This is a genomic window from Faecalibacterium sp. I3-3-89 (assembly GCF_023347275.1).
In the GTDB taxonomy this organism is placed as follows: domain Bacteria; phylum Bacillota; class Clostridia; order Oscillospirales; family Ruminococcaceae; genus Faecalibacterium; species Faecalibacterium butyricigenerans.
In genome coordinates this window covers 754,161-775,748 of the sequence record NZ_CP094468.1, presented here as the reverse complement: position 1 = coordinate 775,748, position 21,588 = coordinate 754,161, and the positions used below count along the sequence as shown (strand labels likewise).

21 protein-coding genes, 1 tRNA gene and 1 riboswitch are annotated in these 21,588 nt (G+C 59.0%); of the genes, 5 read left to right on the top strand and 17 right to left on the bottom strand.

The features are described from left to right. Positions 1 to 31 precede the first annotated feature (31 nt). On the top strand, positions 32 to 265 hold the full coding sequence (locus MTP38_RS03690) for a methylenetetrahydrofolate dehydrogenase (RefSeq protein WP_227620358.1): 234 nt from the start codon (positions 32 to 34) through the stop codon (positions 263 to 265). A 257-nt stretch (positions 266 to 522) separates the two neighbouring features. Here the strand turns inward: MTP38_RS03690 and MTP38_RS03685 are convergent, their stop codons facing one another. Continuing rightward, a complete protein-coding gene (locus tag MTP38_RS03685) occupies positions 523 to 933 on the bottom strand; it encodes a type II toxin-antitoxin system HicB family antitoxin (RefSeq protein ID WP_249234301.1) in 411 nt (136 codons plus the stop codon). A 19-nt stretch (positions 934 to 952) separates the two neighbouring features. Beyond that, the gene (locus MTP38_RS03680) at positions 953 to 1,150 is read right to left on the bottom strand and encodes a type II toxin-antitoxin system HicA family toxin (RefSeq protein WP_249234300.1); all 198 of its coding nucleotides are present in this window, start codon (positions 1,148 to 1,150) and stop codon (positions 953 to 955) included. A 96-nt stretch (positions 1,151 to 1,246) separates the two neighbouring features. Between MTP38_RS03680 and MTP38_RS03675 the strand changes: the two genes are divergently transcribed. After that, positions 1,247 to 1,423: a hypothetical protein gene (locus MTP38_RS03675; protein ID WP_249234299.1), complete on the top strand. Its 177-nt coding sequence runs from the start codon at positions 1,247 to 1,249 to the stop codon at positions 1,421 to 1,423. Between the two features lie 36 nt (positions 1,424 to 1,459). On the opposite strand, the gene MTP38_RS03670 is transcribed toward MTP38_RS03675, so the two are convergent. Then, a tRNA-Tyr gene (locus MTP38_RS03670) sits at positions 1,460 to 1,544 on the bottom strand. Between the two features lie 355 nt (positions 1,545 to 1,899). Here MTP38_RS03670 and MTP38_RS03665 point away from each other — a divergent pair. After that, the gene (locus MTP38_RS03665; protein WP_227620355.1) at positions 1,900 to 3,270 is read left to right on the top strand and encodes an NCS2 family permease; all 1,371 of its coding nucleotides are present in this window, start codon (positions 1,900 to 1,902) and stop codon (positions 3,268 to 3,270) included. A gap of 99 nt (positions 3,271 to 3,369) precedes the next feature. Here MTP38_RS03665 and MTP38_RS03660 read toward each other — a convergent pair whose 3' ends face one another. The 4 genes from MTP38_RS03660 to MTP38_RS03645 form a co-directional block, all read right to left on the bottom strand. After that, positions 3,370 to 3,684: a hypothetical protein gene (locus MTP38_RS03660; RefSeq protein WP_227620354.1), complete on the bottom strand. Its 315-nt coding sequence runs from the start codon at positions 3,682 to 3,684 to the stop codon at positions 3,370 to 3,372. A 511-nt stretch (positions 3,685 to 4,195) separates the two neighbouring features. Then, a complete protein-coding gene (locus tag MTP38_RS03655; protein ID WP_158396431.1) occupies positions 4,196 to 5,194 on the bottom strand; it encodes an ABC transporter permease subunit in 999 nt (332 codons plus the stop codon). Between the two features lie 18 nt (positions 5,195 to 5,212). Continuing rightward, on the bottom strand, positions 5,213 to 6,754 hold the full coding sequence (locus MTP38_RS03650) for a sugar ABC transporter ATP-binding protein (protein ID WP_249234298.1): 1,542 nt from the start codon (positions 6,752 to 6,754) through the stop codon (positions 5,213 to 5,215). A gap of 167 nt (positions 6,755 to 6,921) precedes the next feature. After that, positions 6,922 to 7,968 (bottom strand): substrate-binding domain-containing protein, encoded by a 1,047-nt coding sequence (locus MTP38_RS03645; RefSeq protein WP_249234297.1) that lies wholly within the window; start codon positions 7,966 to 7,968, stop codon positions 6,922 to 6,924. Positions 7,969 to 8,473: 505 nt separating this feature from the next. Between MTP38_RS03645 and MTP38_RS03640 the strand changes: the two genes are divergently transcribed. Next, positions 8,474 to 10,399 carry a diguanylate cyclase gene (locus tag MTP38_RS03640; RefSeq protein ID WP_249234296.1) on the top strand — a complete coding sequence of 642 codons (1,926 nt, stop codon included), beginning with the start codon at positions 8,474 to 8,476 and terminating at the stop codon, positions 10,397 to 10,399. Between the two features lie 3 nt (positions 10,400 to 10,402). Further along, positions 10,403 to 10,750 carry an Hpt domain-containing protein gene (locus MTP38_RS03635; protein WP_249234295.1) on the top strand — a complete coding sequence of 116 codons (348 nt, stop codon included), beginning with the start codon at positions 10,403 to 10,405 and terminating at the stop codon, positions 10,748 to 10,750. A gap of 233 nt (positions 10,751 to 10,983) precedes the next feature. Here the strand turns inward: MTP38_RS03635 and MTP38_RS03630 are convergent, their stop codons facing one another. From MTP38_RS03630 to MTP38_RS03585, 10 genes are all read right to left on the bottom strand, one after another. Continuing rightward, positions 10,984 to 12,123: a ribose-phosphate pyrophosphokinase gene (locus MTP38_RS03630; RefSeq protein ID WP_227620347.1), complete on the bottom strand. Its 1,140-nt coding sequence runs from the start codon at positions 12,121 to 12,123 to the stop codon at positions 10,984 to 10,986. Positions 12,124 to 12,435: 312 nt separating this feature from the next. Further along, complete coding sequence (gene metK / locus MTP38_RS03625; protein WP_249234294.1) at positions 12,436 to 13,590, bottom strand: methionine adenosyltransferase; 1,155 nt, start codon at positions 13,588 to 13,590, stop codon at positions 12,436 to 12,438. Positions 13,591 to 13,700: 110 nt separating this feature from the next. Beyond that, positions 13,701 to 13,799: riboswitch (SAM riboswitch) on the bottom strand. Positions 13,800 to 13,983: 184 nt separating this feature from the next. Continuing rightward, positions 13,984 to 14,649: a deoxyribose-phosphate aldolase gene (gene deoC, locus MTP38_RS03620; RefSeq protein ID WP_227620345.1), complete on the bottom strand. Its 666-nt coding sequence runs from the start codon at positions 14,647 to 14,649 to the stop codon at positions 13,984 to 13,986. Between the two features lie 16 nt (positions 14,650 to 14,665). Further along, positions 14,666 to 14,803 (bottom strand): hypothetical protein, encoded by a 138-nt coding sequence (locus MTP38_RS03615; RefSeq protein WP_015565914.1) that lies wholly within the window; start codon positions 14,801 to 14,803, stop codon positions 14,666 to 14,668. A 57-nt stretch (positions 14,804 to 14,860) separates the two neighbouring features. Then, on the bottom strand, positions 14,861 to 15,478 hold the full coding sequence (locus MTP38_RS03610; RefSeq protein ID WP_249234293.1) for a GtrA family protein: 618 nt from the start codon (positions 15,476 to 15,478) through the stop codon (positions 14,861 to 14,863). 221 nt (positions 15,479 to 15,699) lie between these two features. After that, entirely contained in the window at positions 15,700 to 17,610 is a 1,911-nt protein-coding gene (locus tag MTP38_RS03605) for a bifunctional 4-hydroxy-3-methylbut-2-enyl diphosphate reductase/30S ribosomal protein S1 (protein WP_249234292.1), read from the bottom strand. A 276-nt stretch (positions 17,611 to 17,886) separates the two neighbouring features. Beyond that, complete coding sequence (locus tag MTP38_RS03600; RefSeq protein WP_227620342.1) at positions 17,887 to 18,495, bottom strand: lysophospholipid acyltransferase family protein; 609 nt, start codon at positions 18,493 to 18,495, stop codon at positions 17,887 to 17,889. Further along, positions 18,492 to 19,157: a (d)CMP kinase gene (gene cmk, locus MTP38_RS03595; RefSeq protein WP_227620341.1), complete on the bottom strand. Its 666-nt coding sequence runs from the start codon at positions 19,155 to 19,157 to the stop codon at positions 18,492 to 18,494. The genes MTP38_RS03600 and cmk overlap by 4 nt, the downstream gene beginning before the upstream one ends. Positions 19,158 to 19,221: 64 nt before the next feature. Continuing rightward, positions 19,222 to 20,511, bottom strand: coding sequence for an NAD(P)/FAD-dependent oxidoreductase (locus MTP38_RS03590; RefSeq protein ID WP_227620340.1), 1,290 nt, complete (start codon positions 20,509 to 20,511; stop codon positions 19,222 to 19,224). Between the two features lie 194 nt (positions 20,512 to 20,705). Continuing rightward, entirely contained in the window at positions 20,706 to 21,491 is a 786-nt protein-coding gene (locus MTP38_RS03585; RefSeq protein ID WP_249234291.1) for a M23 family metallopeptidase, read from the bottom strand. Between the last annotated feature and the right edge of the window lie 97 nt (positions 21,492 to 21,588).

Genomic DNA, 21,588 nt, shown 5'->3' with positions numbered 1-21,588 from the left:
AATCCATATTTTTCATAAGGAGAAACCTACTATGAAAGCTCGTATCCCTTCTCACCGCGAATTTATCATCAACTTCCCCGACAGCGTCGATAACGCCAAGGCCAACGAGGGCTGGGCAAAGCTGCAGCAGATCGTCGAGGACTACAAGAAGACCCACAACGGCGCTTCCGTCTACGCCCCCACCTTCATCGAGGACTGCGAGCCTGCCGTCAAGAAGCTGCAGGAAGAGTACGGCTTCGAGTACACTGTCGAGTACGTCAAGTAATTTTTTCAAGAGCTTCTACTCTGTGAAAACAGCCGCTGCACGGCTGGGATGAAGCCCCTGAAATCCGTCTCAGGTGTCCTGTCTACGAAGAGATAGGACAGCAACAACCAAATCCCTCAAGCGTCTTTGCCCATCCGGGCAGGGACGCTTTTTTCGTGCCATATTCGCTCAGCTGGCAGAGCGGTCTCCCGGCCCGGTTGTCGCAGAGCAAAACAAAAAGCAGCCCCGGGGTGGGGCTGCTTGGAAAGCTATTGATTTCAGGCAAGATGGAGCTGATGCTTCAGAGCGTCCTGAAGGACTTGGCTGAAGTTCACATTGCGCTCAAGGGCTGCGGCGTTGAGCCACGCCGGGAGAGTGACCGTGCGGTTGACGGAGCGATTGACGCTGGCCAGCCGGACGGAGGGCATATAGGCATCGACCAGCACCACCCGCTCGTTGTCCTTGGGGTGGATGTCCGACAGGGCGGAGGGCGCCGGGATAGGCTCGCCATCCTCCTCCAGCCCGCACATCACGCAGCCAAGCAGTTCTCGGGCCGAGAGCAGAGCATCGTCCTCAGACGTGCCGCTGGTGGCAACACCGAGGTCGGGAAAATCGACGGCGATCTCCTGCCCGTCCTCATAGATGAACACGGCAGGATAGAAATAACGGTCGGGAAGATTCTTTTTCATCAGAAAAACCTCCTATCATTCAGCGGAATTTGAGACCGGACTGCTGCTCGATACGATTCAGTGTGGCCCGGGGAATATCTTTGTCTGGGTCTTTTACGGTGACACGGCCGGGCTTGGTGGGGTGCTTATACTGATGGTGGCTTCCCACACAGTTGACCTCGTACCAGCCGTCGGCCTTGAGCGCCTTTATGACCTCTCGGGAAGAGTAGCTTTTCACTTCATCATCTCCTCAAGAACAGTATAACAAATATAATTATATTTGTCAATCAAGAGAAAGGTCGTGGTCTCTATCACTATCATGAGTCTGATGTTTATGCAAAAGAAAACCGCCAGTGTATTTCTACACCAGCGGTTTTTTCATGGGCGCGGGTGGATTACGCAAGCCGCGCTGCTAAAAACAGCCCACTGGGCTGTTTTTGCGCTGTCTTCTGCGACAGCGCCGCAGCTGTTCGAATCCACCCTAGATAGTGAAACTCAAGATTCCATGTAAAACAAAAATCCAGCGTAATTACTACGCTGGATTTTTTGGTGGGCGCGGGTGGATTCGAACCACCGAAGCTGAAAGCAGCAGATTTACAGTCTGTCCCCATTGGCCACTCGGGAACACGCCCTTATTCATTTTCGTGTCCGTTGCCGGACGACTTGTTTAGTTTATCATAGCTTTCCCGTTTTGTCAACAGTTATTTTGACATTTCCCAAGAAAAAGACACGCTCTCCGACTTTACCGATCCCCGCGCCAAGACAGTCTGCGGCACAAGTCCATGAGCGGCATGATGGATATTTTCATCTACGCTCACCGGAATAAGCACCCTAAGAGTCGTACTCATTCATCATCTTTTGCAAAAACGTGACTTTTTTGTATTTTTCCGGTGGACAAATATCGGACGTCCGTGCTACAATAGGCTTTGTTCTTTCCCGGCTGCTTGCGGGCGGCGGGAGTTTCACACAAAGACAGGAGGAACTTTCATGTTCGAAAAAATCTTTCACCTGAAAGAGAACCACACCGACGTCAAGACCGAAGTCATGGCCGGTATCACCACCTTCATGACGATGGCCTACATCCTTGCGGTCAACCCCAGCATCCTTTCCGCTTCCGGCATGGATGCCAACGCAGTCCTGATCGCCACCTCGCTGGCATCCTTCGTGGGCACTGCCCTGATGGCTCTGCTGGCCAACTACCCCTTCGCGCTGGCCCCCGGCATGGGCCTGAACGCCTACTTTGCCTACACCGTCGTTCTCACGATGGGCTACAGCTGGCAGCTGGCCCTGATGGCCGTCTTCGTCGAGGGCATCATCTTCATCGTGCTGAGCCTGACCAACGTGCGTGAGGGCATCTTCAACGCCATCCCCATGACCCTCAAGAGCGCTGTCAGCGTGGGCATCGGCCTGTTCGTGGCCTTCGTGGGCCTGCAGAATGCCAAGCTCATCGTCAACAGCGACTCCACCCTCGTCACCTACCAGCACTTCAAGGGTGAGACCTTCTCCTCTGTGGGCGTGGGCGCCATCCTCGCTCTGCTGGGCGTGGCCATCACCGCCATCCTGCTGGTGAAGCACGTCAAGGGCGGCATCCTCTACGGCATCCTCATCACATGGGTGCTTGGCATCGTCTGCGAGCTGACTGGCATTTATATCCCCAACCCCGACGCAGGGATGTACTCCGTCATCCCCACCAGCTTTGTCAGCTTCGACTTCTCCGCACTGGGCAAGACCTTCGGGCAGGTGTTCAAGACCGACTTCTCCGGTGTGGGCATCCTGAACTTCTTCGCCGTCATGTTCTCCTTCCTCTTCGTTGACCTGTTCGACACGCTGGGCACCCTCATCGGCGTCGCTTCCAAGGCCGATATGCTGGACGAGGAGGGCAAGCTGCCCCACATTAAGGGCGCGCTGATGGCCGACTCCATCGCCACCTGCGCCGGTGCTGTGCTGGGCACTTCCACTACCACCACCTTCGTCGAGAGCGCTTCCGGCGTCACTGAGGGCGGCCGCACCGGCCTGACCTCCATGACCACCGGCGTGCTGTTCCTGCTGGCCGTGGTGTTCAGCCCCCTCTTCCTGACCATCCCCTCCTTCGCTACCGCTCCGGCCCTCATCATCGTGGGCTTCTACATGATGGGTTCTGCCATCAAGATCGACTTCTCTGACCCCAGCGAGGGCATCCCCGCCTTCCTGACCATTCTGGCCATGCCCACTGCCTACAGCATCTCGGAGGGCATCGCCATCGGCGTCATCTCCTGGACCATCATCAATGTCGTCACCGGCAAGGCCAAGGAGAAGAAGATCAGCCCCCTGATGTACGTTCTGACCATCCTCTTCATCCTCAAGTACGTCCTGCTGTAAACGCTTCCGGCAACAGCAAAAGCCCTTCGCCATTTTTGTCTGGCGAAGGGCTTTTTTCTGCGCTTATTGTTGCAGGTGCACCCCGGGGAGGGCGGCAGTTCAGCCGCCGAACAGCCCGAAAAAGCTGGTATGGGTCATGCCCAGCACCAGAAACAGGACGATGAGGGCGAACAGCACCCCGATGATAATGTCCATCTGGTGCACCGTCAGCGGGAACTTATCGTAGAGCTTCTCTTTCGGGTTGACGAAATCGGGGTCATTGTTGTTGAGGAGCGTTTTGCGGCCCTCCGGAGCCTCTGCACGGGCTGCTTCGAACTTGGCCTGCTCCTGTTCCAGCTGGGCTTCGCGGGCCGCCAGAGCGGCTTCCCGCCGGGCCAGCTCCGCCTCGCGGGCGGCTTGTTCTTTTTCGGTCATAGTTGTGTCTCCTGTTTTTAGATGGTGTTCTCCCCTTCGGGAAGGCTCTCCCTCTGGGAGAGCTGGCGCGTGAGCGCCTGAGAGGGCAAGCCCGGCACGACAGAGCCGCTGCACAGCGATGGGCAGACTCTTTATCAGAGCGATGCGGCCGCCGCGCTCATACTTTCCCGCCAGCATCCTTGCCCTCTCCGTCACGCCTGCGGCGTGCCACCTCTCCCAAAGGGAGAGGCTTTGGCTCGAGGATAGGCTCGTCTCCGTACAACCTCTCAGTCTCGCATACGCTCGACAGCTCCCCTAGTAGGGGAGCCTCTGGCGAAGAGGCGAAGTTTCCCGGCCTGCCAACGGCTCTCCCTCTGAGGAAAGACTTCCCCCGGTCGGGGGAAGATGTCGCGTAAGCGACAAAAAGGGGAATCTGGCGCGTAAGCGCCCGAGAAGGCTATTCCTATTATAACAAAGTGGGCCGCCCACTGCAACGAGTGGGCGGCCCGATAAGCGCTCTCTTCCGGGGGATTTACTTCTTTGCGAGGTACTTGCGAATATCGATGGCGACAGCCACGATAATGACAAGGCCCTGCACGATGTAAGTGTAAGAAGAGTTGACGTTCATGAACTGCAGAGCGACCTTCATCAGCTCGAAGACCAGCACGCCGACGAGGATGCCGGGGACCGTGCCGACGCCGCCGGTGGTGGAGACGCCGCCGATGGTGGAAGCCGCGATGGCGTCCAGCTCATAGCCCATTGCAGTGTTGACGGATGCGCCGCCGGACTTTGCAGCCAGCAGGCAGCCTGCCAGACCGAACATGCAGGAGGCCAGGATGTAGATGCGGATCTTGGTGGCGTAAACGTTGACACCGGCCACCTCAGCAGCAGCCTCGTTGCCGCCGATGGCGTACATATACTTGCCGTGACGGGTCTTGTTGTACAGGAACCAGAAGCAGCAGGCCACGAAGAGGGCGATGATGATCAGCACAGGAACACCGAAGAGGGTGTTGGAGGCCAGAGAGGTGAAGTCCTTGTTCAGAGAGCCGATGGGGGTACCGCCGGTGTAGACGAGGCAGATACCGTAGACCACCTGCTGCATACCCAGCGTAGCGATAAAGGGCTGGACCTTCAGGTAGCTGACCACGAGGCCGTTGCACAGGCCCACGATGGCGCAGATGGCGATGACGAGGATGAAGACCACGGGGGTGGGCAGGGTGGGCATATTGGGGTAGAACTTACCGGCAGCGCCCTCGGTCTGGGCGAAGATACAGGCCAGACAGGCGGCAAAACCAGCCAGACGGCCTGCGGACAGGTCGTTGCCGGTGGTGATCAGACAGCCGGAGATGCCCAGCGCGATGATGTAGCGGATCGAGACATTCTTGAACAGGTTGATGATATTGGCCAGTGCGAAGAAGTTGGGATGGATGATGCCGACGATGAGGGACACGGCCAGCATCAGGACGATGATGGCGTTGTTGCCCAGCCACTTCTTTACAGACTTGCCCGTTACTTTCTTGGTAGCTTCCACGATAGACAGCCTCCTTGTTTACTGATTGGCCGCCGCCGCTTCGGGCGCGGTCTCAAACTGGGTCGCCAGAGCCATGATGTTCTCCTGCGTAGCGTCCTTGCCGTCGATAAAGCCGGTGATGCGGCCATCGCACATGACCATGACGCGGTTGGACATACCGATGATCTCGCTCATCTCCGAGGAGATCATGATGATGCTCTTGCCCTGCTTGGCCAGGTCGGCGATGATGCAGTAGATCTCGTACTTTGCGCCGACGTCGATGCCTCGGGTAGGCTCGTCCAGAATGAGGACATCGGGGTTGTTAGCCAGCCAGCGGGCGATCAGCACCTTCTGCTGGTTGCCGCCGGACAGGCTCTTGATCGCCGTCTTGGGGCTGGGCACCTTGATGGCCATCTTCTCTTTGTTGGTGGCCACCAGCTCGAGGATCTTCTTATCGTCCAGCATGATAGGCCCTTTGCGCAGCGCATCCAGCGAGGCGATGGAGATGTTGTCGGCCACGCTCAGCACACCCATGATGCCGGTCGCGCGGCGGTCCTCCGTCAGCAGAGCCACGCTGTGCCGGATGGCGTCGCGGGGCTGCTTGATGTTGACCTCCTGCCCCTTGATCCACACCTTGCCGGAGGTGTGGGCACGCAGGCCGAAGATACCCTCCATCAGCTCGGTGCGCTGTGCGCCCACCAGACCTGCCACGCCAAGGATCTCGCCCTTCTTCAGCTCGAAGCTGCAGTGGCGGAAGGAGCGCGGATGGATGGAGGTAAAGTCCTCCACCTTCATCATGATCTCATCGGAGGGGTGATTTTCCAGCGGGGGATACAGATTGGACAGCTCACGGCCGACCATCTTGGCGATGATCTCCTCTTTGGTCATGTTGGCGACGTCCCACTTGCCGATGTAGTGGCCGTCACGCATGATGGTGACTTCGTCGGCGATGACCTTGATCTCGTCCATCTTATGGCTGATGTAGACCAGAGCGACGCCCTGCTCCTTCAGCTCGTTCATGATGCGGAACAGCGACTCGACTTCGTTCGCGGTCAGCGAGGAGGTCGGCTCGTCCAGGATCAGCACCTTGCAGTTTGCGGAGACGGCCTTTGCGATCTCCACCATCTGCATCTGTGCGATGCTCAGGCTGCCCAGCTTTGCGTGGGATTTGATATCCAGCTTCAGCTTTTTCAGCAGTTCGTCGGTGTCCTTATACATCTTGGCGTGGTCCACGATGGTGATGGGGCCAGCCTTCTTGGTGGGGTAGCGGCCCAGCCAGATGTTCTCGGCCACAGTGCGGGCCGGGATGGGCTGCAGCTCCTGATGCACCATTGCGATGCCGCGGTTCAGTGCATCCAGCGGGGTGGGGATGTTGACCTTTTGGCCTTCGTACTCGATCTCGCCCTCATCCATCTTGTAAATGCCGAACATGCATTTCATCAGGGTGGACTTACCGGCACCGTTCTCGCCCATCAGGGCCATGACTTTGCCGGGGCGGAGCTCCAACTGCGCGTGGTCCAGCGCTTTCACGCCGGGGAAGGTCTTTACCACGCCTTTCATTACCAGACGGTATTCTGACATTCCTCAGAGCCTCCTTGTCTATGGGTCTCAAAAGTGCCGTTTTTGCCATCGGCTTTTCAAAACAAGGCGCGTGCGCGGAGATTTCTTCTCGCACGCACGCGCTTTTTAGCTCTTAATCAAGCCTTATTGGTTCACTGCGCACCTTGCAACGATAGGGTTTTGGCTGCTTACTTGATGTACTGTGCAGCGTTCTCCTTGGTGACCTTGACGTAATCGACCCAGTAGTACTGCTCGACCTTGCTGCCCTCGACGTACAGCTTGGTAGCAGCTGCGGCGGCGGTAGCCTGACCCACGTCATCGTTCAGAACGGTGCCGGTCATGTTGCCATCGACGACGTTCTGGACAGCCTCGCTCAGTGCGTCAACACCGACCAGATAGACGTCCTTGCCGACGGTGCGGCCAGCCTGCTGCAGGGACTGCAGAGCGCCCAGTGCCATTGCGTCGTTGTTGCAGAAGACGACTTCGATCTTCTCGCCGTACTGTGCCAGAGCGTTTGCGACGTCCTGCTGTGCAGTGGTCTGATCCCAGTTGTCCAGGTACTCGTACAGGCACTCGACTTCCTTGCCGGCGTCGGTCAGAGCCTTGATGGAGTACTCGGTGCGGTACTGAGCGTCGATGTTCTCGGGGTCGCCCTTGCACATGATGTAGGTGATCTTGCCGTCGCCGTTGATGTCGCCCTGCGTCTCGGTCTCGAGGATCAGCTCGCCCTGATAAGTACCGGACTGACGTGCGTCAGCACCGACGTAGCAGCACTTGTCTGCGTAGGAGTCCAGAACGCTCTTGTCGGGCTCACGGTTGATGAAGACGATGGGAGTCTCAGAGGGCTTGATGGTATCAACGATGGTCTGTGCGGAAGTGGTCTGGACGGGGTTGATGACCAGCACGTCCACGCCCTGCTGCAGGAAGGTGTTGATCTGCTCGGTCTGGGTGTTCTGGTCGTTCTTGCCATCGACGATGGTGACGGCGTAGCCCATATCCTTCAGGTACTCTTCCAGATCGGTGCGGTACAGGGTCATGAAGTTATCTGCAAACTGATAGATGCAGACGCCGATGTTGGCAGAGCCGGAAGCAGCGGCGGTAGAGGAAGCAGCGGTAGAAGCTGCAGTAGAGGAAGCAGCGGTAGAGGCAGAGGAACCGCCGCAGGCAGTCAGGACACCAGCAGCACCCACAACAGCGGAAGCCTTCAGGAAGTCACGACGAGAGATCATTTTCATAATTTTGTTCTCCTTCATTACGCTTGTCACAGCATTTCGCAAATCGCACTCTTTGCACGTTTCGCGGTTTCTGTTTGTATTATAACCATCTGCGGAACTGTTCGCAATAGAACAAATCACCAAGATTCTTTGTTATATTTTGTGCGTGTTCCACAATAGCTTCTGTTGTATCCCAAAATCTTTTTGTTAAGCAGCACAATTCTTCATGTTTGTGCAACTTGCGTCCAAAAATCGTGTGTCTGTGCGTAATTTCTTGCAAAATGGTTACAGGATCTTCTGTCTCCTCTGCCCAAAGATGCAACAATTTTATCGGTCTGCGCCAAATTTCTATTTTGTCAGGTTTCCCGGGAAACTTCCATTCCTTTTTGGAAATCCATCTTCCTGCATTGACGAGATTCCTCCCCTTGTGGTAACATAGACTTATATATAATTGTTTGTCGCAGAAGGTCCGCAGTTTTTCTGCCCCCTCCCACGTCATCACCCCCCGTTATCACAGGAGCGACACATGTCCGAACTTACCGACCATATTATGACGCGCCAGCAGGCCGAAGAGGAAATGGCCTGCCTGCGCAAGATATTCCCCATCGTCCGTCTGCTCGACCGGAAGACATTAGCGGAGCAGCCCTGTTATCCGCCGTGGAAAAACGCCCACCCCTGCACCAGCTGTGCGGGCCGTGAAGCGCTGGCCGGAAAATGCCAGTGCACCAAGCTGGAAACGATGGGCAGCAAGCTCTATCAGGCCATCGCCCGTTACGTCGAGATCGACGGTGAGCCGTCTGTTATCGAGATGGTCCTTCCGCTGGACTCTGGTGCCCTGCGGACGCTCCACTCCGACGAGCAGCTCTACACGGACCCCCTCATCGGGGCTTACAACCGCCGCTTTTATGAGGAGGAGCTGAAGCACAAATACCTCAACGCCGGTGTCGCCATGATCGACCTTGACGACTTCAAGCTCTGCAACGACACCTTCGGCCACGCGGCGGGCGATGCGGCGCTCCGGCTCACCGCCTCCATCATCCACCGCTGCATCCGCTCCACCGATATGCTGGTGCGGTACGGCGGCGACGAGCTGCTGCTCGTCCTGCCCAATATCTCTGCCGGGCATTTTGTCCAGAAGCTCCGGTACATCAGCAAGCGCCTCTCCACGGCCCACCTGCCCGAGTTCAGCAAGCTGCAGCTCTCGGCCAGCATCGGCGGCGTGATGGCCGCAGACATCCCCATCAGCGACGCGGTGGTGGTGGCCGATAAGCGGATGTATCTTGCCAAGCGCTGCAAGAACACCGTCGTCACCGAGGACGTCGCCCCCAGCTCCGTCTGCTCCGGGAACGCCCACCGCCCGACGGTCCTTATCGTGGACGACTCGCCCATGAACCGGGACATCCTTTCCGAGATCCTCTCCGATGATTTCGAAGTTCTGGAAGCCTCCAATGGGGCAGAGTGCCTCGAGATCCTGGATGCACGCGGCCCCGAGCTTTCCATCTTGCTGCTGGACATCGTGATGCCCGACATGGACGGCTTCGATGTGCTGTCCCGGATGGCGGCGCAGGGCCTGCTTGAAGACCTCCCCGTCGTGATGATCTCCAGCGAGGACTCCGCCCAGACCGTCCGCCGTGCCTACGAGCTGGGCGCTTCGGACTATATCAGCCGCCCCTTCGACGCCCGCATCGTCCACCGCCGTGTTACCAACATCACCCGGCTCTACGCCCGTCAGCGGCGGCTCCGGGCCATGGTGTCCCAGCAGTTCTACGACCGTGAGAAGAACGACCAGATCCTGTTCGGCATCCTCAGTCAGGTCATGGAGGTCCACTACGGCGAAAGCTCCCACCATATTCCCCGGGTGCAGCGGATCACGGGCATCCTGCTGGAACGGCTCTGCCAGAAGACTGACTGCTACGGTCTGACCGGGGCCGACCGCCGCCTCATCACGACGGCGGCCGCCCTCCACGACATCGGACGGATGGCCATTGACGGCCGCATCCTCAACGCCCCCGACCCGACGCCGGAGCAAAAGGCCATCCTCCGCACCCACACTATTCTGGGTGCGCAGATGCTGGAAAATCTGTCCCAGTATCAGGACGAGCCGCTGGTGAAGTTCGCGCTCCAGATCTGCCGCTGGCATCATGAGCGCTGGGACGGCAGCGGCTTCCCCGACGGCCTGAAGGGCGACAGCATCCCCATCGCGGCGCAGGTGGTCTCACTGGCCGATGCCTACGACAGCTTGGTCGGCAAGGGGGACAAACATCTGGCCCTCCCGCAGGCGCAGGCCATCGCCGAGCTGGAAGCCGGAACGTATGGTGCATTCAACCCGCTGCTACTGGAATGCCTGCGTGACGTAAAAGACCGCCTCGCCGAGGAGGCCGGGATGGATACCCCAGCCCCCCCCCAGAAAAAAGACTGCCCTTTGACGAAACTTCTCTTGGATGAGGTATAAAAAATGACGTTGGAACAAATGTATGCCGCCATTGGCGGCGATTATAAGGCTGTGATGGAGCGTCTGCCCAGCGCGGATTTCGTCCGCCGCTTCGCCCTGAAATTCCTGCAGGACGACAGCTTCCCGAACCTGAAAAAGGCGCTGGAAGCACAGGACGCCCCCACGGCGTTCCGTGCCGCCCACACCCTCAAGGGCGTCTGCCAGAACCTTGGCTTCGATGCCCTCTACGCCCCCGCAAGCGCCCTGACCGAAGCACTCCGCGGCGGCACGCTGGACGGCGCAGATACCCTCTTCCCTCCCGTGGAGAAGGAGTATCAGCGGGTCGTGGCGGCGTTGAAAGAATTGGAGTAAAACAATTAAACCTCTCAGTCTGCTTCGCAGCCAGCTCCCCTACCGAGGGGAGCCTCTGGCGAAAAGGAAAAGCTTTCCGCCATGCCAAAGCCTCCCCTCGATAGGGGAGGTGGCATTGCGAAGCAATGACGGAGAGGTTATCCCCTCTCCCGACCAGAACAAAAAAGCACCCGCTGGGCCTTTCGGCTGCGGGTGCTTTTCTTTATTGGAAGAATATCAGGGGTCGTCTGTCATTATTTCCGGCTTGCCAGCAGGGCCTCGATCTTCTTGATGGGGTCGATGATGCTGGAAACGGACATATCGTGGTTCAGGGCCACGACAAAGTAAGCGGCGTACTTGGAGACGTCAACATCGACGTACCAGTCGCGGGTCAGCAGCTCAGGCATCCGATAGGTCAGGTTGGTGCCGGTGACGTAGTCCAGAGTGCCGTTGGCCACAGCCTTGTCGAACTTCTCGAGGCCGCTGGTGAAGAGCGGGAAGGTGGCGTTGGCGATGATGCGCTTTGCGCCGCGCTCCTTCAGGTTGGTGGCGACCTCCAGCATGCTTTCGCCGGATGCGATGATGTCATCGGCCACAAAGACGGTCTTGCCCTCAACAGAGTCGCCCAGATACTCGTGGGCCACGATGGGGTTGCGGCCATTGACCACGCGGGTGTAGTCGCGGCGCTTGTAGAACATACCGAGGTTGCAGCCCAGCACGCTGGAGAAGTACATATTGCGGCTCATGGCTCCCTCGTCGGGGCTGACCACGATGAACTTGTCCTTGTCGAAGCTGATCTCGGGGTTCTTCTTGAGCAGGCTCTTCAGCACCTGATAGGTGGGCATGGCGTTGTCGAAGCTCATCAGAGGCACAGCGTTCATCAGGCGGGGGTCATGTGCATCGAAGGTGATGATGTTCTTGACGCCCATGGCCTGCAGCTCCTGCAGGGCCACCGCGCAGTCCAGACTCTCGCGGGACACGCGGCGGTGCTGACGGCCGCCGTACAGGCTGGGCATGATGACGGACACACGGTGTGCCTTGCCCGCCACAGCCTGAATGAGGCGCTTGAGGTTGGCGAAGTGGTCGTCGGGAGACAGATGGTTCTCATAGTTGAACAGCTTGTAGGTCACGCTGTAGTTGCCGGGATCGACCACGATGAAAATATCGTCGCCGCGCACCGACTCCTTGACCAGACCCTTGGCATCGCCGCTCTGGAAGCGGGGGCAGGCGCTCTCGATGATAAAGCTATTGGTCTGGTAGCCGGCCTCAGCGGCCCAGCGCACCAGATGCTTGTCGATGAGGTTGGTCAGCTCCTCGGCACCCGGGCAGGCGATGAGGCGCAGGTCGGCGACCTGAGGCTGGTGGAAGCAATCCTTGGGGATAATGACAGACATAATTACAGCTCCTTAATGTTTCTTTTATCGGTCGATAAAATCAGACGTTGAAGTGCATATCCGGTAATATTCTATCACATTTTCGGCGTTTCGACACTAAAAACTCGCATTTTCTGCGCCTTGCACATCTCTTTTTCCAAAAAAGGCCGGAGACTATGTGTTTTTTACAAAAAACATACAATCTCCGGCTCATAGCAGTTTGCGTTTTTAATGCACAGGCAACATCTGCAAACTGCATATCGCAAATATGCTATTCTGATCGGCGCTATTTTTGAAAATTGCGATAAAAGTCATTCTATTCTATTTTCGCGCTCAGAGGGCTGCGACTGCGGCCTTCAGCTCTTCGACGCGGTCGGTGTTCTCCCACTTCACGCCGAGGTCTTCGCGGCCCATGTGGCCGTAGGCAGCCAGCTTGCGGTAGATGGGCTTGCGCAGGTCGAGGGTGCGGATGATGGCGGCAGGCGTCAGGTCAAAGACCTTCTCCACAGCCTTCTCGATCTTCTCGTCCTCCACGACGCCGGTGCCGAAAGTGTCCACCATGATGGAGACGGGCTTTGCCACGCCGATGGCGTAGGCCACCTGCACCTCGCACTGCTTGGCCAGACCGGCGGCCACGATGTTCTTGGCCACCCAGCGGGTCGCATACGCGGCACTGCGGTCCACCTTGCTGGGGTCCTTGCCGGAGAATGCGCCGCCGCCGTGGCGTGCGTAGCCGCCGTAGGTATCGACGATGATCTTACGGCCAGTCAGGCCGGTGTCGCCCTGAGGACCGCCCACGACGAAGCGGCCGGTGGGGTTGATATAATACTTGGTGTTCTCGTCCAGCAGCTCGGCGGGGATGGTGGCTTTGATGACCTTCTCCATCACGTCGGCGCGCAGCTGGTCCATGCTGACGGCCTCGCTGTGCTGGCTGGAGATGACCACAGCGTCCACGCGGGCGGGCTTGCCGTCCACATACTCCACCGTGACCTGACTCTTACCGTCCGGGCGCAGGTAGTCCAGCTCGCCGCTCTTGCGCACCTCGGTCAGCTTCTTGGCCAGCTTGTGGGCGAGGCTGATGGGCATGGGCATCAGCTCGGGGGTCTCGTCGCAGGCATAACCGAACATCATGCCCTGATCGCCTGCACCGCCGACCTCGTCGTTGGTGCCGAGGGCGATATCCGGGCTTTGGCCGTCGATGTTGGAGATGACGGCACAGGTGTCAGCGTCGAAGCCGAACTTTGCACGGGTGTAGCCGATGTCCGCCACGACCTCGCGGACGATCTTCTGAAAATCGACGTAGCAGTTGGTGGTGATCTCGCCCATAATGTGGACGAGGCCGGTGGATGCACAGGTCTCGCAGGCCACGCGGGCGTCGGGGTCGTGGGTCAGGATCTCGTCGAGGATGGCGTCGGAGATCTGGTCACAGATCTTGTCGGGATGGCCCTCGGTGACGGACTCGGACGTAAACAGACGATTCTTTGCCATTTTTGTACCTCCTTGGCGTTGGGGTGTGTATTACTCTTGACAGCTTCCTACACGTTCATCAAGCTCATGCAACAAAAAAACGCTCCGAACCGAAGTTCTGAGCGTCTGCACTCTTATCTTTCGGTTTCCCGCAGGATTTGGCACCTTATGCTCACGCACAGGTTGTCGGGCTTCACAGGGCCTGTCCCCTCAGCCGCTCTTGATAAGTCGGTATTCAGTTTGTCCGGGTAATATCTTATCATTGCTGCGTCGAAATGTCAAGAAGCGCCGCACTCTTTTTCGGCATTTTCTTGAAAATGATGCACCCGCCCTCATTTCTTTTCTGCCAGAGCGCAGCCTCCCCCGCAAACAGAAAAGGCACAGCCGGAGCTGTGCCCTTTGCGGAGCGGAAGCTTAGTAGCCCTTTGCCTGCTCGCCGTTCAGGATCTTGACGGCGCGGGAGGTGCCCAGACGGTCTGCGCCGAGGGCGAGGAACTTTTCCATATCGTCCACGGTGGAGATGCCGCCAGCAGCCTTGACCTTGCAGCGGCCTGCCACGCCCTTGACCATCAGCTCGACGTCGTGGAAGGTTGCGCCTGCGGTGGAGAAGCCGGTGCTGGTCTTGATGTAGTCCGCGCCTGCCTCGCAGACGATGTCACACATCCTGCGCTTCTCGTCGTCGGTCAGCAGGCAGGTCTCGATGATGACCTTCAGGATCTTATCGCCCACAGCCTGCTTGACGGCGCGGATGTCCTCGCGCACGGCGTCGTACTCGCCGTTCTTCAGGCGGCCGATGTTGATGACCATATCCACCTCGGCGGCGCCGTTCTCGATGGCGGTCTTGGCCTCAAAGGCCTTGGAAGCGGTGTCCATCGCACCCAGAGGGAATCCGACCACACAGCACACCGGGATGCGGCCTGCCATGTACTCGACAGCCTGCTTCACATAGCAGGTGTTGATGCAGACAGAGGCCGTGTGGTTTGCGATGGCCTCGTCGCACAGGGTCTGGATCTGGGGCCATGTGGCCTCAGGCTTGAGCAGGGTGTGATCGACGTGGGACAGGATCTCTTCTCGATTCATGTTTTTTCCTCCTGAATCAATTTTTGGTGGCACGGCGCACCTTTGCCATACCGACAGCGCTCAGGGCAATGGCTGTTGCAGACACCGTTGCGCCGATGATGCCCAGCACAAGGCCGGAGACCAGAAATGCAAAACCTTTCAGACCACGTTTCATAATACCGTACCTCCTAAGTTATATTGGATATTTTTCCGCCGTTGGCGAAAAAATATCTCACTTGCGCTTAAAAACAATGAGCTTGCTGAACACATAATTCAGCACGACCACCACCACATTGGAAAAGACCTTGACGGCGAGGCCCCACAGAGCCTGGGCATCGTAGAAGCTGGTGACGAAGATGGCCGTCGGGCCGTCGGCGCCGCCAATGATGGCAATGGCGGCAGAGCCGTCCGAAACAGATGCAGGGGGCGTTATGCTGCTTGTCGCCATGTGGAGCACCGTGTCCGGGCCAAACCAATTCGCCGCTGCGCTCAGCAGACCATTCATGAAGCCCTCCACAAGCGCTGTGCCCTGTGCGGCCAGCAGGTTTCCGAAGACCATCATGATGGCGGCATCCAAGACCAGTGTGCCCAGACGGCAGGTGACGAATGCACCAAATTCCTTCAGCGCCTCCCTGCCCTGCGTCCGGCTTGCAAAGACGAATGCCCGGTTGGTGAGATAGGCGAACAGGATGCAGAGCAGATTGTCCAGCACATTGCCCCAGCTGTTGGCGGCCTCGTACCCGAAAAGCCCGCTGAACAGCATGTACAGCACGATGTTCAGCAGGGTGGTCAGCACCCCGAAGATGAGATAAGCCAGCACCTCGCGGTGCTTTACAAACCAGTTTTTCATTGATCCCAAAACCTTCCGTCGCCAGCAGGGCACTACTGTCTCCGAGACAAGAAAACTTCACTCGTCCAGTATCCGTCCGACCGGCACGCCAGTGGCTCTCCCTCCGGGAGAGCTGTCGCGTCAGCGACTGAGAGGGCGATACAAAAACAGCCCCGCCGCCGTTTTCCCGGCAACGGGGCTGTTGTTCGCATTGTGTCTGAAGAGACTATGCTGCGGGCTGATTACTCAGCGTCGTCGTTCAGCAGAGCCTTCATGGACAGGCTGATGCGCTTCTTGTCGAAGTCAACATCCAGCAGCTTCACATCGACCATATCGCCGACCTTCAGTGCGTCGGAGACCTTCTCAACGCGATCGTTGCTGATCTCGCTGATGTGGACCAGACCGTCAACACCCGGCAGGATGCGGACGAATGCACCGAACTTGGTCAGGGACACGACCGGAGCATGGAAGGTGCTGCCGATGGGGTAGTTGTTCTTCAGCTGCTCCCAAGGATTGTCCTCAGCCTTCTTGTAGCCCAGAGAGACCTTGTGGTTCTCGGTGTCGATATCCTTCACATACACCTCGATGGTGTCGCCCACAGAGACGACCTCAGAGGGATGCTTGATGCGGTTCCAGCTCAGCTCGCTGATGTGGCACAGGCCGTCCACACCGCCGATGTCAACGAATGCACCGTAAGAGGTCAGGCTCTTGACGACGCCGGTGTAGGTCTTGCCGACCTCGACGTTTGCCCAGAACTCCTCACGCTTTGCCTTGTTCTGCTCAGCGGTGACCTTGTTGATGCTGCCGACGATCTTGCGGCCAGAGCACTCGGTGACGACCAGCTGAACGTGCTGGCCGACCAGAGCGGTGTAATCCTCGTCGCGGCGCATGGTGGCCTGAGAACGGGGGACGAACACCTTGACGCCCTTGACGTTGACGACAACGCCGCCCTTGTTGAACTCGGTGACGTCGCCCTCGACGACCTCGCCGGACTCAGCTGCCTTGGCGATCTCTTCCATGCCCTTGCGAGATGCGAGCTTCTTGCGGGAGAGCTGGATGACGCCATCCTGATCCATAACCTTCTCGACGATGAGGTCCAGCTCATCGCCAACTTTCACCAGGTCCTCGACCTTGGCGGAGGAATCATCGGTCAGCTCGCTCAGCTTGACAAAGCCGGTCTGCTTAGCTCCGATATCCACCTGGATCTCGTTGGCAGAGATGCTGGTCACGATTCCTTTCACAATACTGCCTGCATGAACACGCTTTTCCTCGGATGCGTTCAGCATCTCCTCAAAGCTCATGCTGTCATTGATTTCTGCGCTCATACTGTTAAGTACCTCCTCAATAATAGACGATGGCGTTGAAGCCCCGGCTGTGACGCCCGCCGTCTTTACATCTGCAAACCATTCCGGCCGAAGTTCGCTCGCGGTCTCGACCGTTACGGCTCGCGTATGCTTTGCGGCGACCTGTACCAGCTTTTGGGTATTGGAAGAATGATGACCGCCAATGACAACAATGATGTCGCATTGTTGGCTGAGGTCTTCCGCTTCCTGTTGCCTCGCCCACGTCGCATTACATATTGTATCAAAAATTCGGGCGTTTGTATAGGCTTTTTTGAGAAACTCCGAACTTTCTTGCCATTTTGTTACCTGAAATGTGGTCTGTGCAACCGCAAAAATGGGCTTTTGGGGGTCAGAAGGGCCTTTCCACGCCTTCAGCTGGGCCAGATCGCCGAAAACAAATACCTCTCCCCGGGTATGCCCCACGATGCCCTGCACCTCCGGGTGGGAGGCGTCTCCGGCCACCACGAGCACCGCACCGGCAGCTTCGGCCTCGGCGGCGATCTTCTGGATCTTCCGCACAAAGGGACAGGTGGCGTCGTGGTAGACACAGCCCCGGGCCTCCAGCTCGTCGTAGATGCTGCGGGGCACGCCATGGCTGCGGATGACCACCTCATAGCCTGCGGGCACATCGGCAGGGGTGTCCGCCACCATCGCGCCCCGGCGCTCAAGGTCTTCGACCGTCTGGGGGTTGTGGATCAGGGGGCCGAGGGTGGCCACCTTGTGCCCCTCTTCCAGCAAACCATAGGTCAGCTTGACCGCGCGATCCACCCCGAAGCAGAAGCCGGCGGTCTTTGCCAAACGAATTTCCATAAACATTCTCCTAAATTAAACCTCTCCGTCACGCCTACGGCGTGCCACAGCCCGGGTTGCGGCTCCCAGCGTCTGCTTCGCTGTCGCTTGCATCCTGCTGGCCGCGGCCCCAACAGCTCCTCCCTGTTTCCGCCACTGGCGGCGGTCGTCGCCGTTGCCTATCGAGGAGAGGCCTTGGCATTCCGGAAAGCTTTCCCTCTTCGCCAGAGGCTCCCCTCGCTAGGGGAGCTGTCGAGCGAATGCGAGACTGAGAGGTTTATTCCAATCAAGCCGCCTTTACAGCTTCTCCCACGCCTCCAAGACGGCCTGCTTATTCTCCCGCAGCTTTCTGAGGTCGCGGCGGCCCTCCATTGAAAACCGGGCGGCGGGCATCGGCTCGCCGTAGACCACCCGCACCCGGCAGAACGGCTTCATCCTGCCGTCGGGCGTGTCGTAATGGATGCGGCAGGGCACGACGTCCACACCGGCGGCAGCTGCGACGACGAAGAGGCCGCTCTTGAGGGGGAGGAATGCATTTTCCTTTTCCCGCGTGCCCTCCGGGAAGATCAGCAGCGTGCCGCCCTCTTTGCACTTTTTCACCGTGTCGTCGATGGCACCGACCTCCTCCTTCGTGCCCCGGACGCAGACCGCGCCCGCACACCGGAAGAACCACGACAGGAACGGGTTTATCTCAAACAGCTCTTTCTTGGCGAACACCATCATCCGCTGCCCCCAGAACCGGGTGATGACGATGAAGACCGGGTCGATGGCAGAGATGTGGTTGGGCGCGATGATGCAGCCCTTCGTGCCGACCTTCTTCAGATTTTCCCGGCCCTCACACCGGACGCGGAAACCGATGTTGAACACCAGCCATGCCAGCGGCACAATAATATAATATAGTATCATCCGACCTTCTCCACGATCATCTTTTTCATGGCCTCCAGACTCTGCTCGAAGTTCATCTCCGAGGTGTCCAGAAGCTGGGCATCGTCGGCCTGTCGGAGGGGGGCTGCGGCGCGGTGGGTGTCCTGATAGTCCCGCTGCCGGACGTCGGCCAGCACCTCCTCATACGAGACCTCAACGCCCTTCTGCTGGTATTCCTTCCAGCGCCGTGTGGCGCGGGCCTCGGGGCTGGCGGTGAGGAAGATCTTCACCGTCGCATCGGGCAGCACCACAGTGCCGATGTCGCGGCCATCCATCAGGACGTCCTGCGTCTTGGCCATATCCCGCTGCATCCCCAGCAGGAAGGCGCGCACCTCCGGGTTTGCGCCCACGGCAGATGCCGCCATGCCCACCTCCTCGGTGCGGATGGCCGTGCTGACGTCCTCGCCGTTCAGGTAGATGTGCTGTTCGCCCCCGATGAAGGCGAACTTGAGGGAAATCTCGGGCAGCAGGGCGTTGACCGCCTCGTTGTCCTTCGGGTCCTTACCCGCCCGGAGGGCGTAAAGGCCGATGGTGCGGAACATCGCGCCGGTGTCCACATAGATGTAGCCGAGTTCTGCGGCCAGACGCCGCGCCAGTGTAGATTTGCCTGCGCCCGCAGGCCCGTCGATCGCAACAGATACCATTTTTCTATCTCCTTTTATATAAATACGGTTCAGCCTCTCCGTCACGGCTTCGCAGACGGAAAAGTCATCCCAGATTATTCGCAAAGCTCTGCGCCGTGCAGAACGCGATCTGCAAATTATATCCGCCGGTGTAGGCGTCCACATCCAGCACCTCGCCTGCGAAGTAGAGGCCCAGCGCCTTTTTGCTCTGCATGGTCTTGGGGTCCACCTCCCGCACCGACACGCCGCCCGACGTGATGACGGCATGGGCTAAGTCGCCCCGGGCGTCGATGGATACCCGCCAGTGCTTCACCAGCTGCACCAGCTCCCGCTTCTGCTCGCGGGTGATCTGGTTTGCCTTGGTGGCCGGGTCGATGCCCCAGCGGGCCACCATGACCGGCTGCATACTGGACGGCAGCAGCTTCACCAGTGCGCCCTGCGCCGCGTGGTTTGCCAGCAGGGCAAAATCCCGGGTGATGCGGTCATAAAGCTGCTCCTCGCTGAGGGCGGGCTTCAGGTCGATAAAAGCCTCGTACCTGTGTTTTTTCATATCGCCCAGATGGCTCGAGGCGCTGAGGGTCAGCGGCCCGCTGATGCCGAAATGGGTGAACAGCATCTCGCCCTGCTCCTCGAAGATGGCCTTGCCGTCCTCGTGGAGGGTGAGCGTCACGTTCTTGAGGGCGAGGCCCATCATCTTTTTGCAGTCGGCGTCGTGGCTGACGAGGCTGACGAGGCTGGGCACAGGCTCCACGAGGGTGTGGCCCGCCTGCTGGGCCAGCTTGTAGCCGTCGCCGGTGGAACCGGTGGTGGGGTAGCTCAGGCCGCCCGTCGCCACCAGCACGGCATCCGCCCTGTACTCCCGGCCCGAGGTGCCCCGCACGCCCACACAGCGGCAGGCCGGGCCGGGCTTTTTCTTCTTGGGGTGGCGGGGATTTTCCGGCGCGGCGGGCGCTTCCTCCGGCTGAGCCAGCGGCTCCAGCAGCAGCTTTTTCGCCCCGTCGCGGACGATGTCCGCCCCCTCGGCGTACCGCAGAAGGGCCTGCCGGATCTCTTCGGCCTTGTCCGACACCGGGAACACCCGGCGTCCCCGCTCCACCTTCAGCTCCACCCCGAGCGACTCGAACAGCTCCATCGTCTTGGCAGGCGGGAACGCCCCCAGCGACGAGAACAGAAAGCGGGGGTTCGTCCGCACATGGTGCAGAAATTCCTCTGCGGTGCAGTCGTTGGTGACGTTGCAGCGGCCCTTGCCGGTGACGAGGATCTTCTGGGCCGGCTTTTCCATATGTTCCAGCACCGTCACCTCATGCCCCTGCCGCAGGGCCGCACCCGCCGCCATCAGGCCGGCCGCACCGCCGCCTATCACTAAGACCTTCATCCTTCGTTCCCTCCGCTTTTCCTTCATTTCATACTGATACGAGTTTATCATACCAGAATCGACGTCCAAAAGCAATGCATCACCGTCCGCATTTTTCAGCTGGGCTGGACTGCCTGCTGCAGCGGCGCTGTTTTGGAAGACCGCGATAAAAAAGCAGGCACAGCGTTCCACTGCACCTGCCCGGGAATTTCTGCTTATTTCATGGCCTTCACAGGGTCGAGATACCGGCCATCCTGCATGACCTCCAGATGGATGTGGCTCTCCTCGGCGCACTCACAGCTCACGCTGCCCACCTTGCCGATGGTCTGCCCGGCCGAGACGGTATCGCCCTTTTTCACCTTGGCGTCCGCCGTGCCGCAGACCCGCCAGACCCTGCCGGATTCGTCCTCGATGGCGACCACGGGCCCCCACTTGTCGTCGGTGCCCGTCTCCACCACCTTACCCGTCGCCGGGGCGGCTACCTCTGCGCCCTTTTCGGCGGCGTAATCCACGCCGTTGTGGGTGCGCCAGTCCCCCAGCGTCTTGCTGTAGACCAGCTCATCGCCGCTGTAGCTGTTCAAGACGCGCCCCGAGACAGGCTGCGTGGAGGCAGGCGCAGCCGAACTGCTGGCAGGCGAGGACTCGGTTTGCAGCGCGGAAGGTTCGCGCACCGAACCAGACCCAGACTGCGCCCCAGAAGAGGATGCAGCTCCACCGGAGGAGCTGCGGGCTTCGGGCACATTGGCCACGCTGTTTGCGGCGGGTGCGGTCTGCTGCTGCCATTCGGCGTCCTCCTCTCCGGCGAGGCCGGGTGATGTGCGGATGCCCTCGTCGATGCCGGGGGCAGTGCTGGACGGGCTGCGCACCGCGTCCAGATCTTTCTTCAGCTCCTTGCGCACCGTGCGCACGGCCCACACTCCGGCCGCTGCCGCCGCCAGCAGGCAGGCGGTGAGCACCAGTGCAAAGGCCTTGTCCCGCAAAAACTTTCTGAATTGCTCCATCGTTCGTTACTCCAATCCATCTTTGTGTACGGAATCGTTTCTTTGGTGGTAGTTTGGAGCGATGGAGTGGGGTTTATTCATAAAGACGCAAAAAGGC